This window comes from Leptolyngbya sp. FACHB-60 (genome assembly GCF_014695775.1).
Lineage (GTDB): Bacteria > Cyanobacteriota > Cyanobacteriia > Phormidesmidales > Phormidesmidaceae > Nodosilinea.
The window spans coordinates 285987-304731 of sequence record NZ_JACJOX010000017.1 but is presented as its reverse complement, the minus strand read 5'-3'; the positions used below and the strand labels follow the sequence as shown (position 1 = coordinate 304731).

13 protein-coding genes are annotated in these 18745 nt (G+C 54.5%); 8 read left to right on the top strand and 5 right to left on the bottom strand.

The window, feature by feature from the left end; all coding sequences use genetic code 11:
• Positions 1-22: 22 nt before the first annotated feature.
• Together H6F57_RS06190 and puuE are read right to left on the bottom strand one after the other, a co-directional pair.
• Entirely contained in the window at positions 23-721 is a 699-nt protein-coding gene (locus H6F57_RS06190) for an HNH endonuclease (RefSeq protein ID WP_190627560.1), read from the bottom strand.
• A gap of 91 nt (positions 722-812) precedes the next feature.
• On the bottom strand, positions 813-1718 hold the full coding sequence (gene puuE, locus H6F57_RS06185) for an allantoinase PuuE (RefSeq protein WP_190628082.1): 906 nt from the start codon (positions 1716-1718) through the stop codon (positions 813-815).
• 376 nt (positions 1719-2094) lie between these two features.
• On the opposite strand from puuE, the gene H6F57_RS06180 reads away from it, so the two are divergent.
• Positions 2095-2871 carry a phosphoadenylyl-sulfate reductase gene (locus H6F57_RS06180; RefSeq protein ID WP_190627562.1) on the top strand — a complete coding sequence of 259 codons (777 nt, stop codon included), beginning with the start codon at positions 2095-2097 and terminating at the stop codon, positions 2869-2871.
• A 590-nt stretch (positions 2872-3461) separates the two neighbouring features.
• Complete coding sequence (locus H6F57_RS06175; protein ID WP_190627564.1) at positions 3462-7571, top strand: PAS domain S-box protein; 4110 nt, start codon at positions 3462-3464, stop codon at positions 7569-7571.
• A 291-nt stretch (positions 7572-7862) separates the two neighbouring features.
• Here H6F57_RS06175 and H6F57_RS06170 read toward each other — a convergent pair whose 3' ends face one another.
• A complete protein-coding gene (locus H6F57_RS06170; RefSeq protein WP_190627566.1) occupies positions 7863-8252 on the bottom strand; it encodes a response regulator in 390 nt (129 codons plus the stop codon).
• 153 nt (positions 8253-8405) lie between these two features.
• Positions 8406-9080 (bottom strand): hypothetical protein, encoded by a 675-nt coding sequence (locus H6F57_RS06165; RefSeq protein WP_190627568.1) that lies wholly within the window; start codon positions 9078-9080, stop codon positions 8406-8408.
• A 410-nt stretch (positions 9081-9490) separates the two neighbouring features.
• On the opposite strand from H6F57_RS06165, the gene H6F57_RS06160 reads away from it, so the two are divergent.
• Complete coding sequence (locus H6F57_RS06160) at positions 9491-10780, top strand: glucose-1-phosphate adenylyltransferase (protein ID WP_190627570.1); 1290 nt, start codon at positions 9491-9493, stop codon at positions 10778-10780.
• 522 nt (positions 10781-11302) lie between these two features.
• Here the strand turns inward: H6F57_RS06160 and H6F57_RS06155 are convergent.
• Positions 11303-14374 (bottom strand): MFS transporter, encoded by a 3072-nt coding sequence (locus tag H6F57_RS06155; RefSeq protein WP_190627573.1) that lies wholly within the window; start codon positions 14372-14374, stop codon positions 11303-11305.
• A 642-nt stretch (positions 14375-15016) separates the two neighbouring features.
• Between H6F57_RS06155 and H6F57_RS06150 the strand changes: the two genes are divergently transcribed.
• The 5 genes from H6F57_RS06150 (at position 15017) to H6F57_RS06130 (ending at position 18613) form a co-directional block, all read left to right on the top strand.
• Positions 15017-15199, top strand: coding sequence for a CsbD family protein (locus H6F57_RS06150; protein WP_190627575.1), 183 nt, complete (start codon positions 15017-15019; stop codon positions 15197-15199).
• 434 nt (positions 15200-15633) lie between these two features.
• On the top strand, positions 15634-16437 hold the full coding sequence (locus H6F57_RS06145; RefSeq protein WP_190627577.1) for an SDR family NAD(P)-dependent oxidoreductase: 804 nt from the start codon (positions 15634-15636) through the stop codon (positions 16435-16437).
• 37 nt (positions 16438-16474) lie between these two features.
• A complete protein-coding gene (locus H6F57_RS06140) occupies positions 16475-17860 on the top strand; it encodes an MFS transporter (RefSeq protein ID WP_190794987.1) in 1386 nt (461 codons plus the stop codon).
• A gap of 102 nt (positions 17861-17962) precedes the next feature.
• Positions 17963-18313, top strand: a complete 351-nt coding sequence (locus tag H6F57_RS06135; RefSeq protein ID WP_190627581.1) for a hypothetical protein — start codon at positions 17963-17965, stop codon at positions 18311-18313.
• Between the two features lie 24 nt (positions 18314-18337).
• Positions 18338-18613: an AtpZ/AtpI family protein gene (locus tag H6F57_RS06130; RefSeq protein ID WP_190627591.1), complete on the top strand. Its 276-nt coding sequence runs from the start codon at positions 18338-18340 to the stop codon at positions 18611-18613.
• The last annotated feature ends 132 nt before the right edge of the window (positions 18614-18745 follow it).

Genomic DNA, 18745 nt, shown 5'->3' with positions numbered 1-18745 from the left:
GAGCCAAGAAATCTAATTTACGTCAGATGATCCTGTTACTTTTCTCTAAGTTATGCCTGGCACAAAGCAACTGAACGTTCTCAGCGGTCAGAGACGTGCCTCCCTGGCTGAAAGGAATGATGTGGTCAAAGTGCAACTCATCGGATGCTCCGCAGACTGTGCACTTACCTCCGTCACGCTTCCAGACATTCTGTTTAACGGTCGATGGAATAATACGTCGCCGCTCGGTAAGAGGTGGTATGTCCCATGCTTCTTCTATCAGCTCATCTTCAAAAGAAGCTATGAGTTTGAATTTAAATACATCTCTAACACCATCAGATTCTTGCCAGGCGTCGATCAACGAAAAAACTCCGTTGTAAGACCATACTCCGTTAATAATCTTCTCGTAGACTCTCACCCTTGCTGATGGTTTTTGATCTTCTTTGTACTGCTGTGCCGCTTGATGGAATAACCCATTCTGAGTAAACCTGCCGCTGCGAGTAAATTTGGGTTGGTCAATTTGTTTAGGTTCTGGGCTATCGGCATGCCGTGGCTCGTCGTGTCCTTCGTAAATCAGCACCGACCCGTCTTCTTCCCATCGATCTCGGTAGGGTGCACCGCGGCGCACTGACATTAAAATCACTGTGTAAGCCTGACCTATGCCGTAGTTCATCCCCCGCTGCAGGCTAGATTGGCCTTCCCGTTGGCACATCTCGTTGTAAGAAATGATTTCTCCGGCCATCTGTTTGTGCTCCCATGATGATTACCTAATCATAGGTTTCCCATTAACAGGGACTGGGATGGTCGTGGACATAGCGAGGTTAGAGATGTCTTTACAAACTGTGGTGCTCGTGCCAGTGGCGAGCGATGTCGACCCGGCGGCAGATCCAGACGCGATCGCGCCCCTGCACATAGTCCAAAAACCTCGCCAGTGCCGCCGTGCGACCCGGCTTGCCCGCCAGGCGGCAATGCAGGCCAATGCTCATCATTTTGGGGCACTCGTCGCCCTCCGCATAAAGAATGTCGAAGGCATCGCGCAGATAGGCAAAAAACTGATCCCCCGAGTTAAATCCCGCGTAGGTGGCAAAGCGCATGTCGTTGTTGTCGAGGGTGTAGGGAATCACCAGGTGTGGCCTACCGTACTCAGTATTCCAGTAGGGCAGGTCGTCGGCGTAGCTGTCGGCGTCGTAGAGAAAGCCGCCCTCTTCGACCACCAGGGCGCGGGTGTTGGGGCTGTTGCGGCCCTGGTAAAAGCCCAGAGGCCGACTGCCCGCTACCTGGGTGTGAATCTCTACTGCCTGGCGAATGTGCTCGCGCTCGGCCTCAATGCCGAAGTATTGGTAGTCAATCCAGCGGTAGCCGTGGCTGGCGAGCTCCCAGGCGGCCTCGGCCATGGCGGCGATCGCTTCGGGGTGACGGGCCATCGCCATGGCCACGGCATACACCGTCAGCGGCAAACCCCGGCCAGTAAATAATCGGTGCAGCCGCCAAAACCCAGCCCGGCTGCCGTACTCGTACATCGACTCCATATTTATATTGCGCACCCCGGTCAGTGGTGCAGCCCCCACACTTTCCGATAGAAATGCCTCCGAGGCTGCGTCGCCGTGGAGAATACAGTTTTCACCCCCTTCCTCGTAGTTGATGACAAACTGCACCGCAATTTTGGCGTTGCCAGGCCATTGAGCCTGGGGCGGGATGCGGCCGTAGCCCACCAAGTCGCGGGGATAGGAAGGAGTCATTGTCATAGCAGGTACGTGGGGTTCGCAGCAAGATTTAGTCTGGATTTTAGGAGTTAAATTACGCTTTGGTTTGGCTAAATCACCACGCAAACGGCCGATTCTTCATTGCAAAACGGATCCACTAAGTTCGGTTTCCCGTAAAAAGCGACCTCCAGGTCACGAATTGTCCCTGCTGCACTCATTTATGATCAGTAGATCCGCTAATGTCGAAATACGGCTACCGGCAGAGGAGAATACAGGGAACCGAGCTACGGTGTAGCATGAACTTTGTGTTCTTAAACATAAATTCACTCTGCTGGCGGCCTAGCTGACAGCACAACCACCACAGAATTGTGGCACTGGAGCTACGGCTTTGTTGAACGGAAGGAGTAAACCCATGTCAGATGTCGCACTCTTGCCCAGCAAGAGGCAGGCTGCCCCCGTTCTTGACCTCGATGCTATCAATCGAGAGTGGGGAGAAGCTGACGCCACCAGTTTGGTGCAGTGGGGCCACAATACCTTTGGTGATGGTCTAGTTCTCAGCACTAGTTTTGGCATTCAGTCGGCGGTGATGCTGCACCTGGTGACTCAGGTGGTGCCACAAATCCCAATTATTTGGGTTGACACGGGCTATTTGCCGGTCGAGACTTACCGTTTTGCTGAAGATCTCTCGACTCGCCTCGACCTCAATCTCAAGGTTTACCAGTCGCCCCTTAGCCCGGCCCGTATGGAAGCGCTGCATGGTCGTCTGTGGGAGCAGCACGATGTAGAGGCGCTCAACCGTTACGACAAAATCCGTAAGGTAGAGCCCATGCAGCGGGCTTTGGGCGACCTCAACGCCACGGCCTGGCTCACTGGGCTGCGGTCGGACCAGACTGACCACCGCAAGTCGCTGGGGCGAGTGGGCCAACAGGGGGGGCGCTACAAGCTGCTGCCCATTCTCAAGTGGACTTCTAAGGATGTGTACGACTACCTGGTGGCCCACGACTTGCCCTACCACCCGTTGTTTGAACAGGGCTATGTGACCGTGGGCGATTGGCACTCTAGCCGTCCGATCACGGCCGCTGACGACAACGATCGCGACACCCGCTTTAAGGGGCTCAAGCAAGAATGTGGTCTGCACCTGCCTCAGTCGCCTGAGGAGGCGGCTAGCTTAGACTCTAGTTCGCTCTAGGTAGGCTGGTGACTGGCGCTCGCACATTCCTTCTACCATCTTTGGCCCTGGTGTGATGCTGCCTTGTTGTCACCGCGTCAGCCACTGGTGTTGGAGCAAAAAACGCTCCTTCTGGGATGGTTCAACGGCTGGATCAGCGTAATAGTTTGCGGTGTTGCCTGCTGCTGATTGAGGGATTATGCCCTTGGTGCCTACTGTGGAAAATTGGGGCGATCGCTCAAATTAACCAGCCTTATCAAAGAAGGGCGGGAGCATTTTTGTGCCTGCTGCTCGGGTTAGCCAGGAAAAGATGGTGTAGGCAGGGGTGAAGTTCAAATGTATAGATTTAAGCCTAGTTAAAGTTTGGGATCAGCCGTTAAAGCTATGAGCAGCATCCAGGATGGGCACAATAATGGCTAGTCTGGTTACAGGTAAAAGCGGGGTCTATCAAATGTATCTGGTGACGCAATCCACGTCTGCCCCAGGGGGGAGGTTTCCCCATCCAAATTCTTTTAAGCTGCGAGGGTTAGACCCGAGGCATAACTTCTAACCATTCAGAACGCCCCTCAACGGCATAATTCATCCTTCTTGGTACATGCCCTGAATTGCCAATGTCCTCAGCTCCCCTACCTAACGATGAAGCGGGACGGTTAGAAGCCCTGCGGCGCTACGAAATTTTAGATACTCCTCCCGAAGCCGGATTCGATCGCATCACCGCTTTGGCCGCCCGACTGTTTAATGTGCCCATGGTCCTGATTTCCCTAGTGGATGAATCTCGGGCCTGGTTTAAGTCTTGCTATGGGTTTGAGGGGCAAGAGATGCAGCGGCACAGCACGTTCTGTAGCCATGCGCTGCTGGCTGACGATGTGTTAGTGGTCCCTGAGGCGCGCTATGACAGTCGCTTTGCTGATAACCCCCTAGTGCAGGCTGAACTGGGGCTGCGCTTCTATGCCGGGGCACCCCTACGCAATCAAGACGGCTTTATCTTGGGCACGCTGTGCCTGCTTGACAATCAGCCGCGAGACACCTTTGGCCCCGACCAGCAGGCGATGCTATCAGATCTAGCCGCCATGGTGATTGATGAACTTGACCTGCGTTTGGCCGCTCACCGGGTGGCTGCGCTCGATAAGGCTCTGCTAGCGGTCACCCAAGGGGTAGCCACCCAAACGGGCGATGCCTTTTTCTCGGCTCTGGTGCTGCATCTCACCCAGACCCTAGGGGTCGACTATACCTACATTGGTCTGGTCAAGGGCGATGGGCAAGAGGCCATTCAAACCATTGCCGCCTGCGCCCAGGGGCAACTTGTCGAAAACTTTGAGTATCTGCTGCACCATACTCCCTGCGATCAGGTGCTGCTGAAACGTGAACTGTGCTGTTATGCCGGCGGCATTAGGGTGCAGTTTCCGCAGGCGGCCTTGCTGCACACCCTAAGCATTGACAGCTACGCGGCGATTCCCTTTTTTGACCCCCAGGGCAATCCTTTAGGCCTGCTGGGGGTGATGGATAGCAAACCCTGGGGCAACGTACAGCTGGTCAAGGCGCTGCTGCCCATTTTTGCCCTGCGCGTTGCCACCGAACTCGACCGTCAGCGCACCGATGCCGTGCGCCTCCAAGTGCAGCAAGACCTAAAGCACCTGGTGGCCCAACGCACCACTGAGCTTTCTCAAACCAATCACCAACTACAGCTAGAGATTGCAGAACGACAGCAAGCTGATATCGCCTTAGAAAAGGAGCAGGAGCTGCTGCGGGTGCTGCTCGAAAACGTACAGGCGGGCATTGTCGCCTGTGATGAAGCGGGCATGTTAAGCCTATTCAACCAGACAGCGCGAGACTTCCACGGCCTGCCAGAATCCTCCTTACCCCCCGACCAGTGGGCAGACTATTACGACCTCTATCATCCCGATGGCAAAACACCCTTGGCCAAGGAGGCGATTCCGCTATTTCGGGCGTTGCAAGGCGAGCGCGTGGTCGATGCGGAGATGGTCATTGCTCCCAAGGGGGGGCAGGCTCGCACGGTGTTGGCGAGCGGACAGGCGATCGCTACCCTAGACGGCAGCAGCAAAGGAGCCGTGGTGGTGATGCACGACATCACCGAACGCAAACAGATGGAGAATGCCCTGCGCGACAGCGAGGCCCGGCTGTTTAGTATTTTTGAGACCATTCCCAACGGCTTGGTCATTCTTGACCCCCAGGGGCAGTTGGTCAGCGCCAATTCAGCTGCTAAGAAAATTTTGAGGCTAACCTGTAGCGACCTGACCGGTCGCGCCTATAACGACCCTGCTTGGCTGATTACTGCGATCGACGGGCAGCCCTTTAAGGAAGAAGACCTGCCCTTTGCCCAGGTGATGCGCACCGGGGCGGCGGTGCACGGTGTAGAACACGCCATTGCCCACGACGATGGCACGAGGAGCATTCTGTGCATCAATGCGTCGCCGCTGTTTGATGCCGAGGGGCGGATTGCCAATGTCGTCACCTCAATCAGCGACATCACCTCCCAGAAGCAGGCGGAGGCTACCCTCCAGGCCTCTGAGGAACGCTATCGCTCGGTGATTGAAACGGTGGCCGAAGGCATTGTGCTACAGCATGTCGATGGCAGCATTTTTACCTGCAATGCCAGTGCCGAAGAGATTTTGGGCCTGACCGCCGAGCAAATGATGGGGCGCAGCTCCCTCGACCCTCGCTGGGCCACTATCTATGAAAACGGCTCTCCCTTTGCGGGCGATCAGCACCCGGCCATGATCACGCTGCGAACCGGTGAGCCGCAGTCTAACGTGGTGATGGGGGTGCACAAGCCCGACGGCACCCTGACCTGGATTTCGATCAACACCCGGCCGCTGTTTCACCCCGATGCCCCAACTCCCTTTGCTGTCGTGGCCTCGTTTTCAAACATTACTGCTCACAAAACAGCTGAGGCTGAGCGGGCTCAGCTGATTCGAGAGCAAGCGGCCCGGCTCGATGCCGAAGCGGGCCAGTTTCGCTCAGCGCTACTGGTGGATATCAGTACGGCGCTGGCCTCGCTGCTCAACCACACCGAGACCCTAGAGCGGGTCGCCGATCGGGTGGTGCCGTTTTTTGCTGACTGGTGTGCGATCGATTTGCTGCACCCACCTCAAGGCCCAACTCAGGGCATTGAGCGGGTGGCGATGGCGCACTGCGATCGCGCTAAGGTCGAACTGGGCTGGCAGCTGCATCGACAATACCCACCGTCGTTAGATGCTCTCGAAGGAGTGCCCAAAATTTTGCGCACGGGCCAAACCCAACTGGTGGCTGATATTCCGCCAGTGATGCTAGAGGCGGCGGCCCACGATGCTGAGCACCTGCGTTTACTGCAAGGGCTAGGTCTGAAGTCTTGTATCATTGCGCCGCTGATTGCTCGGGGGCAAACCCTAGGAGCGGTTTCCTTTGTGATGGCTGAAACTGGCCGTCGCTACACCACCAACGACTTGGCCCTAGCTGAGAATATTGCCCATCAGGTGGCGATCGCAGTAGATAACGCCCGCCTCTACCAGGCGGAGCAAACCGCGCGCAGTGAGGCCGAGGCGGCTAACCGCATCAAAGACGAATTTTTGGCGGTGCTCTCCCACGAGCTGAGGTCGCCCCTCAACCCCATTTTGGGTTGGTCGCAGCTGTTGCAAAAGCGACAGCCCGATGCGACCACGCTGACGCGAGGGCTTCAGACCATTGAGCGCAACGCCAAGCTGCAAACCCAGCTGATTGCCGATCTGCTCGATATGTCTCGTATTTTGCAGGGCAAGCTCAGCTTGGAGGTCGCACCGGTGCAGCTTCAGACCACCGTTGAAGCAGCTATGGAAACCGTGCGTCTGGCGGCAGAGGCCAAGGCTATTGAGATGCGCGCCCAGTTTGACCCTGCTGTTGCCCCTGTGATGGGCGATGCCGGGCGGCTCCAGCAAGTGGTTTGGAACCTGCTGGCCAACGCGGTGAAGTTCACCCCTGAGGGCGGCCGCATCGAGATTCAGCTGAGGGCGATTACCCCACCTGCCCACCGAGCTGGGTTGCCCGCTGCCAACCACCTGACCCAGGCTGAGCTGACGGTTACTGACACTGGCAAGGGCATTGCCCCAGAGGTGCTCCCCCACGTTTTTGAGCGCTTTCGCCAGGCAGACAGCAAGACCACGCGCCAGTTTGGCGGGCTGGGTCTGGGGTTGGCGATCGCCCGGCAGCTAGTCGAATTGCACGGGGGCACCATCACCGCAGCTAGCCCCGGCGATGACCAAGGCGCTACGTTTACCGTACGCCTGCCCCTCCAGCGCCACCCGCGCCACGGGCTGAATGACAGTTCAGACCTCGTTGCCGACCCGTCAAATTCTTTGGAGAGTGGCACCCTGGCAGGGATCAGCATCTTGGTGGTCGAAGATGAAATTGATGCCCGCGAGATGCTGGTGTTTGTGCTAGAGCAGGCCGGGGCTGCCGTCACCGCTACGGCCTCCGCTGAGGAGGCGCTGAAACGCCTGCCCGATCTGGCAATAGACATCTTAATTAGCGACATTGCCATGCCCCAAATGGATGGCTACATGCTGATGCAGCAGATGCGGGCTGAGCTAAACCGTCGGGGCCAGTACTGTAAAGCGATCGCGCTAACCGCCTACGCCAGCGATCTAGATCGACGGCAGGCGCTGGCGGCAGGGTTTCACCGCCACCTCAGCAAACCCTTTGAGCCAGCGCAACTAATTGAGGCGATCGCTACCTTAGCCGCCGAATAGATGTGGTCCAAGAGCAAAGATTAGGGCGTTGCTTAACGCAACTATGATTTGCCCCCCGCCCGCAATCCTGGGGGGAGATAGAAGCTCAACGTCTCCCAGAATTGGGGGATTTAGGGGGCCAGGCAAGTCTAGAGTTTTGCCGGTTTATTCCTCGATTCAGCAACGCCAAGATTGGGGCTATTTTGCGACTAGTTGCTAATGATTAGCAATAGGGCTGATTCACCGTGACTGAAGAAAAGCCTACAGCAGCGTTCAGCCCCACGCATGCCTTTTGGGCTAATTAGAGAGCCTTTAATGGTGATGATTGGCCTCAAGCAAGGCCGCGACTTTAGTGAGCAACTGATCAAACTCGATTGGCTTACGAATAAAGTTGCTGGGTTCTAACGCTAGACCCTTGCACGTTTGAAGAGTGTCATAAGCTGTGACAATTAAAATTGGCATCACCGGCAGAGCCGGATTCTGGCGGATTTTTTGGGTGACTTCATAGCCATTCATATCGGGCATCATCACATCCATCAAAATCAGATCAGGGGGTGCATTTTCAACCTTAGCTAGGGCCGAGCCACCATTGCCAGCAGTCTCGACTTCGTAGCCTTCTGTTTCTAAAACAGTTCTTAATAAAAACAAATTGTCTTCTATGTCGTCGACGACCAGAATACGAAAATCAGAAGGGGTGCACACAGCAAAGGATTAAATAAAGTATGTGAATATGGCTAGTCTAGTTGATAAGCTATTTTACTCACCTCGAACTTGAGGCACAGATCGAAGGCACAAAAAAGGTAGGCATAAGCCTACCTTTTTACTGTCTGCTGTGTTTACAAAAAACCGTCGGCGTTAGCGAGGAGCAGCGCCAACGGCGCGGGGGCTACGAGCACCGGTAGCAGCACCAGCGAGGGCAGCCACTAGGCCCAGCAGAGACCCTAAAGCAAATGACCAACCTACCTTAGCAGCATTGCCAGCAATGTTTTGGGCTTGCTCTTGGGTAACATTGGGGTTTTGAGCAGCGTCGGGCAGGGCATCGATGGACGGCACCTGATTAATGACGGCATCGGCCCCCTGGGCTGCTAGGCCAAAGGCACCGGCCACACCACTGGAAAGCAACCAGGCGCTAACGGCCAGGGTGGTTGCCCACAAAATAGCACCGTTGAGCAAGGCGGTTTTGCGGTTCATGGGGCCGCAGGCGCGGGAGGTGACGTAGCCGCCTAAAAACAGAGCGATCAGTAGGCTGATAATTGACCAAATGCCCACGGCAGTACCAACGTCGCCAGCGTTACTTTGGGCAGCATCTGAGCCGGCTATGTTTGTGAGGCCCACGGCCGCACCCAAGGCAGTAAGCACGAGCTGGGATGCGATCGCAACCACCAGTCCAGCAAAAATTGGACCCCAGCGTACCAAGTCATGGTAGCCAGTGACGGCAACGGGGGCTACGTCTGCAACGCGCTGGCTGGGATTGGTGCCGTAGGCGACGGACTCTTCTCGGTAAGCACCGGGTTCGTTGGTGTAAGACATGGAAACTCTTTACCTCTCAGTGGGACAACTCTTAGACTGATAAATCTCTCGGGCTGATAAATCTTGTCCCCAATTTATGACGTCATCGGGATAAGACCATCTACACAGAGACACAAACTAAAACACCTAAAGAGATAGATGCGGTATGTCTCTATTAAGATGTCTTAAAGAATATCTCCGCCAACCCTACAGATAGGGTTAAAAAACCGTAAAGGAAGCTGGAAAACGGTTGACAGATTTTTTTATTTACAAAAAGTAGGTGTCTCGCCTTAGACAACTCTACCCTTAGGTGTATGCCCTAAATGAGGTAATACTACACCCTGGGAAAAGCTGCCAAGTGGCGATCGCCCTTTGCTGGGTGAGTTGGGTAATTGGTTGTCGTGGCGATCGAGCGTGATTAAGGAGATGTTGTGAATAAAGTATTAGGTATTGTGCTGGGCGGTGGTGCTGGAACCCGTCTTTATCCCCTAACCAAGACTCGGGCCAAGCCGGCGGTGCCCCTAGGTGGAAAACATCGCCTGATCGATATTCCCATTAGCAACTGCATCAACTCAGGCATTTCAAAAATCTACGTTCTCACGCAGTTTAACTCGGCTTCACTAAATGCCCACATTTCCCGAGCCTATAGTTTTTCAGGCTTTCAGCAAGGCTTTGTAGAAGTACTGGCAGCCCAGCAAACCCCCGAAAATTTAGACTGGTTCCAAGGTACTGCCGATGCCGTGCGACAGTACCTGCCGCGCTTCGAAGATATGGATGTAGACGAGTATTTAATCTTGTCGGGTGACCACCTGTATCGCATGGACTACAGCGATTTTGTCAAGCATCATCGGCGCACCAATGCTGACATTACCCTGTCGGTGCTGCCGGTTGATGACGCTCGTGCCTCCAGCTTTGGGTTAATGAAAATTGACGATTCGGGCCGCATCATCAACTTTAGCGAAAAGCCCAAGGGTGATGCCCTCAAGCAGATGCAGGTCGATACTACCACCCTAGGCCTTTCCCCAGAAGAGGCTAAAGAAAAGCCCTATATTGCCTCTATGGGCATTTATCTGTTTAAACGAGAGGTATTGATCGATCTGCTCAAAAAGCAGCCTGAATCACCTGATTTTGGTAAAGAGATTATTCCAGATTCTGCTAAAGACCATAATGTGCAGGCCTACCTCTTTAACGATTATTGGGAAGATATTGGTACAATTGAGTCGTTCTTTAACGCCAATTTAGCTCTGGTCAAGCAGCCTAACCCGCTGTTTAGCTTTTACGATGAGGCTGCCCCTATCTATACCCGCGCCCGCTATCTGCCACCTACTAAACACCTGAAGTGTGATATTACTGAGTCGATGATTAGCGAGGGCTGCATTCTCAAGGAGTGCCGCATCACTAATTCGATTATTGGCATTCGATCTCGCATTGAGTCGGGCTGTACCATTCAAGACAGCCTGATTATGGGAGCTGATTATTACCAAGACAACTTTGAGCGCCGCGGTAGTTGTGATACGGCCAGAGTTCCCCTCGGCATTGGTGCCAACACGACCATTCATAAGGCCATTGTCGATAAGAATGCCCGCATCGGTTGCAACGTAAAAATCCTCAATAAAGACCGCATTGAGGAGGCCGATCGCGAAGACGAAGGATTTTACATTCGCAGCGGTATTGTTGTCGTTTTGCGATCGGCCGTTATCCCTGATGACACGATCATTTAGGCTGAGTTGAGAGAGTATAAACCACGTCAAACGAGGCCCTAGTCGCAACTAGGGCCTCGTTTTTTGGGTATTGATATTGCTGCATTAAGCAAGGTAGTTGTATGTGGCGAAGAAAGGCTACGTTCTAATGAGTAGAGCTTTAGAATACTTTGTCCCTAAAAGTCGGCTAATCAAAGGGCTTCGGCTTCGGAGGGTTTTAACTCATGGAACATCTGCAATAGGCTTTAATCTGACATTCCAAATTGTCTTAGTAATTCTGCTGCTGCTGCGATCGCTCTCCAAGACAAGATATTGGGCTATCTCCACTCTGTCTACAGCTTTTCTTTGCTACGTGAGGCAACGTCTAACCCTAAGGGGCAAAGGGCTTCGGACGATCTATGCACCTGCTTAGCTTAAAGAACGCTGTATCTCTTTAGCATTAGACCTCGTCAACCATGGTTGGCTGGCTTGAATTATGAGCAGGCAATAAAAAGGGCGATCGCGCTACTAACGCGATCGCCCCTATCTGTCGGTGCTCTGAGTCTAGGTCCCGGCTGCCCAACCACCGCCGATAGCAGCAAAGATGGCTGAGATCGTAGCGGTAGCAAAGATCCACCAGGAGGCGGCAGCGGCGGTTTTGCGGGTGTCTTCCACCTGCTGGTAAGCCTGGTGCTTGATCTCGCTCAGACGGTTCTGGACCGCATGTTCGAGCTGTTCGGCTTTGCTTAGAGCACCGCTGCGGACATCTTCGATCTGGTCGATGATGCGGTTGGCATCGGTCTCTGAGATCGCGTCATGGGAACTCATCAGGGCTACCAGGGTGCCGCGATCGACTTGACCAAGGCGCACCTTGAGAGAGTCGAAGCCTGCTTGGGGGTCATCCATGAGCTGCTGCAAGTCGCGGCGGATGCCGTTGTAATCAAGCTCGGGGCGACCCAGAGAGTCGAGGTAAGAGCGAATTCGTGACAGAATGCCGCGCACCACCGACGCAATGCGATTCTGCACATTGCGGATCTGAGTCACAACTTGATCGCGCACCGATAGCACCTGATCGACGGCGGCTTCGGCTTCGGCCTGGGTCATGTCAGGGCGCTGGGCTAGTAGAGCCACAACAGTGTCACGATCGATTTTCGACAGGCGCGCTTGCAGACGCTCGGCCCCTAGGCGGGGATCGTTAAGCAGCAGCTTGAGGTCGCGCTTGATGCCGTCAGGATTCAGCGCTGCTTTATCGGTGTTGCGCAGATAGTCTTCCAGAGCGGTCTCAAAGGAGACAACCTGGGCTTGGGCTCGGCGCGCCAGCCGCTGGGGCATGTGCAGAATATCGCGAATGTTGCCCAGCACATCGTCGATAATGCGGTTGGCTTCTGCCTCGCTGAGGTCCTCGCGCTGGCTAAGCAACTGCACCAGGGTATCGCGATCCATGGACGATAGGCGATCGCGCATGGCCCCGATCCCCGCCTGAGGGTTGTTCACCAACAGCTCTAGGTCGCGCTTAATGCCCTCGGGGTTGAGTTCGGGCTTACCGGTTTCGAGCAGATAGCGCTCGATGGCGCTGGTGGCTTCGTCGTACTTGGCCTTGGCTTGGGCCGTCAGAGCGCCAGGCGCGTTGACCGTCTTATACCAGGTCGACTCAACCTGGTCGAGGGTGCGGTTGATCTCAGCTTCGGAGAGATCTTGGCGTTGGTTGAGCAACTGTACCAGGGTGTCGCGATCGAACTGGGCCATGCGCTGACGCAGGCGATGCACACCAGCATCGGGCTCGTGGAGCAGGGTAGCAATGTCGGCCTTGATGCCCTCGGGGTTAAGCTCAGATTTATTGGTGTTTTGCAGGTAGTGCTGTAACCCCATCCACTGGTTCTCAACCCGAGCTTTGGCCGAAGATTGTAACCCAGCGGCATCGGACCGCGTGGTGTTCATTACCCCTTCTAGACGGCTAGCAACGGCCTGTGTTTCTGCCTCACTCATATCGCCACGAGTGCTCAGGGTCTGGACAAAGGCGTCGTAGCCAAAGGGGGCGAAACGCTCTTGCAGGTCGTCAGCATCGGCGTAAGGATCCTCTAGCAGGCTGCTGAAGGCGCGGGTGCCCATATCAGACAGCAGCTCTTCGCGCGGGGTTTGGCGCAGGAATGTGTAAACCTTGGCCTGCACATCCTTAGCGGCTTCGAGGCGGTAGCGCTCAGAAACTTCGCCCAAGGCTTGGGTGCGCACGACTTCGAGCTGGCGCGAAACGGTGGCAATTTCGCTCTGGGTCAGCAGCCCCCGCGAGGCCAAAAGCTCGGCAAAGAACGACTGGTCCAGGTTCATTAGCTCCTGGCGCATCAGACCAGGGTCGGCAAAGGGGTCGTAGATGACATCCCAAAACTCTTTCTGCATGCGCTGGGTATTGAGCTGCCAGGGATAGGCGTTGAGCAGATAGGTCTCAACGTCGGCTCTAACAACGCTATAGCGATCGCCGCCGCTTACCTGGCTGCTGAGCGTGTCAACCTGGGTGGTGACACCGTCTTTGAGCTGCTTGAAGCGCTCGGTGATTTTCTCCACGTCCAGGTCAGAGAGGTCGGCTCGACCCATCACGACACCCATTAAGGTGCTCAGCCCCTGGTTGAGCGGGTTAGTCTTGGCCTCTTTGCCCTTACGCTGCTGGCGCAGTTCGTCAAGAAACTCGTCTAGGCGGCTGCCCAGCGAGTCGGCGAGCAATTCTTCTGGGTGGGCCGACTTAAGATAGTTGACCAGTTCACCCAGGCTGTCGCCGCCAGAAGCTTTGCCCAGGGCCTTGCTCCAGGTACCGTAGAGGCGATCGGCGATGCGGCTAGCCTCTTTGCGCGATAGGTCAGTGCGGCTGCTAACCAGCTTCTCAAAGCTGTCGCGATTGAGCTGGGCTAGGGTATCGCGATCGGCCAGCGAGGTCAGGTCAGACTCGTGAATTAGGCGCTCAAACTCAGCTTCTAACCCTGCAATATCTAGTGCTGGGGACGCGAGGGAGCTAACGTAATCGCGCAGCGTGTCTTTAATGTCTTTGCCGCTCCAGCCGGCGGTAAGCTCACGGCGCACGGCGGCGGCTGTGGCTTCGGCGGTCTCAACCACCTGGTTGCTGGCCATCTTGGCCCCTACAGCCCCAGTAGCTGCCCCTAACAGTGACTGAAAGCTAGAGGTGGCAGTTTTTACCACAGACCCGATCAGTGACCCAACGGTGGTTGAGCTGACCCAAAATAGCAGGCAAAAGTAGGTGCCCCATACCACCAAACCGGTGATCGCCCCAAGCAGTGCACTGGTGTAAAGACTGAGCTTGACGGCTAAAAAGCAGGCACAAAAAAGGGCCAAACTGACCGTGATCATGGTCCAAATGCCAAATTTGGTGGCAATTTTTTTGTCACCGCTACTAGAGCTGCTGCTGCTACTACTCGATGAAGAATGGCCGATGTAGGTGAGGCCAGCGGCGACCGACAGGTTGGTTAGCAAAAGATGGAAGCCAAAGGCCAAAATTACGCCCGAAAGTAGGGCGATAAAAAATTGGGGGCCAGAAAAAATCAGGGAAGCCTCTTCAGGGGTGGTAACTTCTGGAGAGACTATCTGGGCCAGAGGGCCACTTAATAGGTTTAATCCAATGTGCTCAATCACGGTACTGTTCCTTTGAAAATTGCAACTGTCTCGATGCCGCTTGGTCTACCCGTTTCTAGTAACTGTTAGTAGAGATACTGAGAATGCAGTTTGATCTGCCAAAGACTAGAAGGCTCTGTGTGAGAGTTAGCTTGGGCGATCGCTTTTAGCTCTGCGGGATATAAAACCGATAGAGCAGTGCCAGGCTAAAACACACGAAAAATAGACTTAAAAATGAAAAAATCTGAGTAGTCTGAGTCGCAACTCTAGATACCTCAGGACAACCGATACAGCCTCTAGGCTTACATCAAACTCTATTAATCCAAATAAAGCATCTATCCCACTGCCTAATTCTTTGGGGGGATAATATGTGAGCCTAACCCTGTCTGAATCTGAAGTACGGCCGATAATAGGCTAGCCATTGGGAGGAGCGATCACCCCAGATCCGTCTGGCACTGCAAAAACTCTAAATCTCGGCAACTGAGCAACAAAGCCTCTAGCCTCGGTCAGCTAGCTCACTCTATCGGGCTAGAGCGCAGCATTCTTTCAATGGCATCGCGATACTGTGTTGTCTGAGCAAAGTGTGCCTCTTGACGGATGGTGCCTACCAGCCCTTTTCTTAAACTGTAAGGGTGAAAAATTGAAGAATTTAAGGATTAACACATGAGCATTCAAGATAGAGCTGAAGCCACCGGCAAAAATATTCAAGGTAAAGCGCAAGAAGCAGCTGGTAAAGTAACCGGCAACACCTCCGACGAAATGGAAGGCAAGGCCAAGCAGGGCGAAGCCAAAGCTGGACACGCTAAAGAAGATATTAAAGATCAGGTCAAAAAAGTGATCGATTAATATCGGCTAACGATTTGCTGTAAGCCATTAGAGGGAGAGCACTAAAACTGCTCTCCTTTTTTTGTTTGCATAACCTACGTTGAGTAATCTTTTGAAATTTTTCAGCTCATTTGCACTGGAGTGGAAAAGGCAAACTGCAAAACTAGGATATTGGGCCTCTTTGTCTAAAATCTGTTTAGAAAAATATCTATTGTTACTTTAATCATCTGTTGATCTCCTTACCCCCTATTGAAAATGGGGATGGTTAGGCTGAATGTGCAATTAAAAGCAGAGTTTAAGGAAATCTCGGCATTTTTCTGCGTAGAAAAAGCCGTTACAACAAACTTTCGGTACGGGCTGTCTTCTGGTCTGAACTCTGTTGATAGGCAGATGGGTCTTCAAGATTAAAAATTGTAAAGTTTATTAAAGTTAATATAGAAGTCAAGGAGATATTGATGGAACTCGGCATCAAAGATAAGGTCGCCGTTATCACTGGTGGAGATTCTGGTATCGGCCGCGCTACCGCTAAGCTATTGGCCAATGAAGGGGTAAAAGTTGCCTTAGTTGACAAGACCACAACACAGCTTCAAAACGCGGTAGATGAGGTGAGCGCGATCGGCGAAGCCTTGGCGGTGCAGGCCGATCTACGCAGCTTGGCCGATATCGAAGCTGCCCACAAAGAAGTCCTGAGCCGGTTTGGCCAGGTCGATATTTTAGTTAACTGCGCGGGCATTACCGGGGCGACGGGCGACTTTTTAGAGATTGGCGATGATGATTGGCAGCAAGCGCTCGACATCAACTTAACGGGCGCTGTGCGCGCCTGCCGCACGTTTATTCCAGCGATGCGAGAGGCGGGTTGGGGTCGAGTGGTGTTGGTGGCTTCTGAAGATGCAGTGCAGCCCTACGTCGATGAAATGCCCTACTGTGCCTCTAAGGCGGGGGTGTTGAACTTTGCCAAGAACCTGTCTAAGGCCTACGCCCAAGATGGTGTGCTGGTGAACTCGGTGGCTCCGGCCTTTATTGCCACGCCAATGACTGATGCCATGATGGAGCAGCGGGCTGAAAAGATGAGCACTACTGTTGATCATGCGATCGCAACCTTTCTCGATGAAGAGCGGCCCCACCTAGAGCTGAAGCGCCGGGGCAAGGCTGAAGAGGTGGCGGCAGTAATTGCCTTTCTCTGCTCTCAGCAATCGAGCTTCGTGGTGGGAGCCAACTACCGAGTCGATGGTGGTTCGGTGGCTGGCATAGGGCTATAGCTGGGTCTTGCCCTATTCGAAATGCGTCTTGTGAAAGATGTGGCCGGTGCTACACCCCCAGCAGGATAAGACGAGTTTTAACCTCTACTCCCACGCGATCGCTATGGATCTTGAGCCCCCAAGTCTACGTCTGCTGATCACGATGAATTTAGGCTTTTGGGGAGTGCAGATTGGCAATGGTCTGCAAACTGCCCACGCCAGCGCCGTTTTTGAGAGCTTGGGGGCCGAGGCTAGCCAGCTGCCTATGCTGTGGCTGGGGGCACCGCTGATGGGGCTGATAGCCCAACCCATTGTCGGCGAACTCAGCGATCGCACCGTCAGCCGTTGGGGCAAGCGGCAGCCCTACTTCCTGGGCGGTGCCGTAATTGGGGCAGCGATGTTAGTGGCGATGCCCATGGCCACCAGTTTGATTCAAGCAGTAGTGCTGTACTGGCTGTTGCAGCTAGCCCTCAACGTCAGCGTTGCCCCCAGTCGCCCCTTTGTGGGCGACTTGCTGTCTCCGGCCCATCGCACCCTGGGCTACGCACTCCAGGGGTTTTGCATTGGCCTTGGCACCATCTGTGCAGCGGGTCTGCCCTGGATCTTAGAGCATGTGTTTCGCCTAGAGCCAGTCTCCCACCTGGGTATTCCAGATGTGATTCGGGGGGCCTACTGGGTGGGGGCAGCTGTCTGTTTAGTAGGTAGTCTAGCCACCTTTTGGGCCGTGGATGAACCAGCCCAGGTGAGCCTGGCTGACGAAGCACGGCTGCCAATGCTAGAGGCGATCGCTCAGGCGATAACGGCTCTGCCCCCCATAATGCGGCAGCTAGCGATGGTGCAAGCTCTAAGCTGGGCTGGCATCTACTGCATTTTTTTGTACTTGCCCAATGCGATCGCCCTCAATGTTTTGGCCACCCCCGATCGCTCCCTGGCCAGCTACACCCATAGAGTGGAATGGGCTGGTCTTTGCATAGCCTTCTATAACCTGGTCTGTCTGGGCGTCTCCTGGGCGATTCCCTCCCTGAGCCAGCGCTGGGGTCGGGTGACGGTGCATGCCTGCTGCTTGATGGCGGGCTCTGTGGGGCTGCTGTCGCTGCTGCTGGTGCACAGCCGCTACCCGGTGCTGCTCTCAATGGTTGGGCTGGGCATCGCCTGGGCCAGCATCTTGGCCATTCCCTACTCGCTGCTGATGGATGACCTGGCGGAGGGCCAGAGCGGCGTTTACATGGGCATTTTTAATGGCTTTATTACCCTGCCTCAGATCGCCATGTCTTTGGGATTTGGCTGGGTGATGAAGACCATGCTGCAAGACAACCGCCTTTGGGCTCTGGCTCTGGGGGGCATCTTACTGGGGCTAGCGGCGCTGCTAATGCTGCGCGTGCCAGAACCCGCTAGAGCCGGTGAAAACGGAGCGATCAGCACCCTGGCCCCAGCGCCAAAATAGCTACAACGAGAGATTTAAACCTGCCCCCTTTGAGCGATGTGGTCAATGCCTCAAAAGCCTTAGCCTAGGCTCATGCAAATGCTACTCAAAGAGGTAGACTCCATGGATAATCAGAATTCCGAAGAGCGTAAGCCAATTAGCCAGCCCCTCAGTCCTGAAGAAGTTACCCCAGAGCAGCGGGCAGAAATGAAGAGGGCTATGAGAGAAGATGACCTGGTGCTCAACCCAGGCGACTACGTCGATGGTGAAAAGACCCTTGAAGAAAAATCTAAGCAGGTAGCGGTCGATACGGCCGACATTACTGGCGATCGCATCGTAGTACCCACCTACTTCGTCGTTGATGATCCCGAGGAAGGCCAGAAAGCGCTGCACCACATTAAAGACGCAGAGGAAATCTCTGACGTTATTCGCCAGGCCCGCATCGACGAAGACGGCAATCGCACCTGGAGATAGTGTCCAATTTGGCTTTGTCCAACCATGAAATATAACGCCCGTCAGCCCGACCCCTCCAACCTATCGGTGAGGGCTCAAGATAGCAGCATGCCTGCTTTTCTGGCTCGGGTTTCGCTGTCACTTGTGGTACTTCCCCTGGGGGGGGTCGTCCTTGGTAGCCTTGTCGACCGTCAGCTGCAAGGGGAAATCTCCTGGGCGATCGCAATGGCCTTGCTGGGCCTAACCGCAGGGCTGATTAACCTCTGGATGTGGATGAAACGCCCTGCACCTGAGGCTGACGTTTCCTCGACACAGCGCTAGGAATGAGTTTTGCTCTCGCCAGAAAGGGGGTAGGGCAAATGTTACTCTATAGGCTGGTTTGGCACATCGCTGAACCAGCTAGTGCTGTGCTTGCCCTCGGCAGGGCTAGGCCAAACGGCCTGTCTTAGCGCC

Coding starts and splice junctions, on each gene's coding strand:
- H6F57_RS06190 (WP_190627560.1), bottom strand. CDS start 721: ATGGCCGGAGAAATCATTTCTTACAACGAGATGTGCCAACGGGAAGGC.
- puuE (WP_190628082.1), bottom strand. CDS start 1,718: ATGACTCCTTCCTATCCCCGCGACTTGGTGGGCTACGGCCGCATCCCG.
- H6F57_RS06180 (WP_190627562.1), top strand. CDS start 2,095: ATGTCAGATGTCGCACTCTTGCCCAGCAAGAGGCAGGCTGCCCCCGTT.
- H6F57_RS06175 (WP_190627564.1), top strand. CDS start 3,462: ATGTCCTCAGCTCCCCTACCTAACGATGAAGCGGGACGGTTAGAAGCC.
- H6F57_RS06165 (WP_190627568.1), bottom strand. CDS start 9,080: ATGTCTTACACCAACGAACCCGGTGCTTACCGAGAAGAGTCCGTCGCC.
- H6F57_RS06150 (WP_190627575.1), top strand. CDS start 15,017: ATGAGCATTCAAGATAGAGCTGAAGCCACCGGCAAAAATATTCAAGGT.
- H6F57_RS06145 (WP_190627577.1), top strand. CDS start 15,634: ATGGAACTCGGCATCAAAGATAAGGTCGCCGTTATCACTGGTGGAGAT.
- H6F57_RS06140 (WP_190794987.1), top strand. CDS start 16,475: ATGTGGCCGGTGCTACACCCCCAGCAGGATAAGACGAGTTTTAACCTC.
- H6F57_RS06135 (WP_190627581.1), top strand. CDS start 17,963: ATGGATAATCAGAATTCCGAAGAGCGTAAGCCAATTAGCCAGCCCCTC.
- H6F57_RS06130 (WP_190627591.1), top strand. CDS start 18,338: ATGAAATATAACGCCCGTCAGCCCGACCCCTCCAACCTATCGGTGAGG.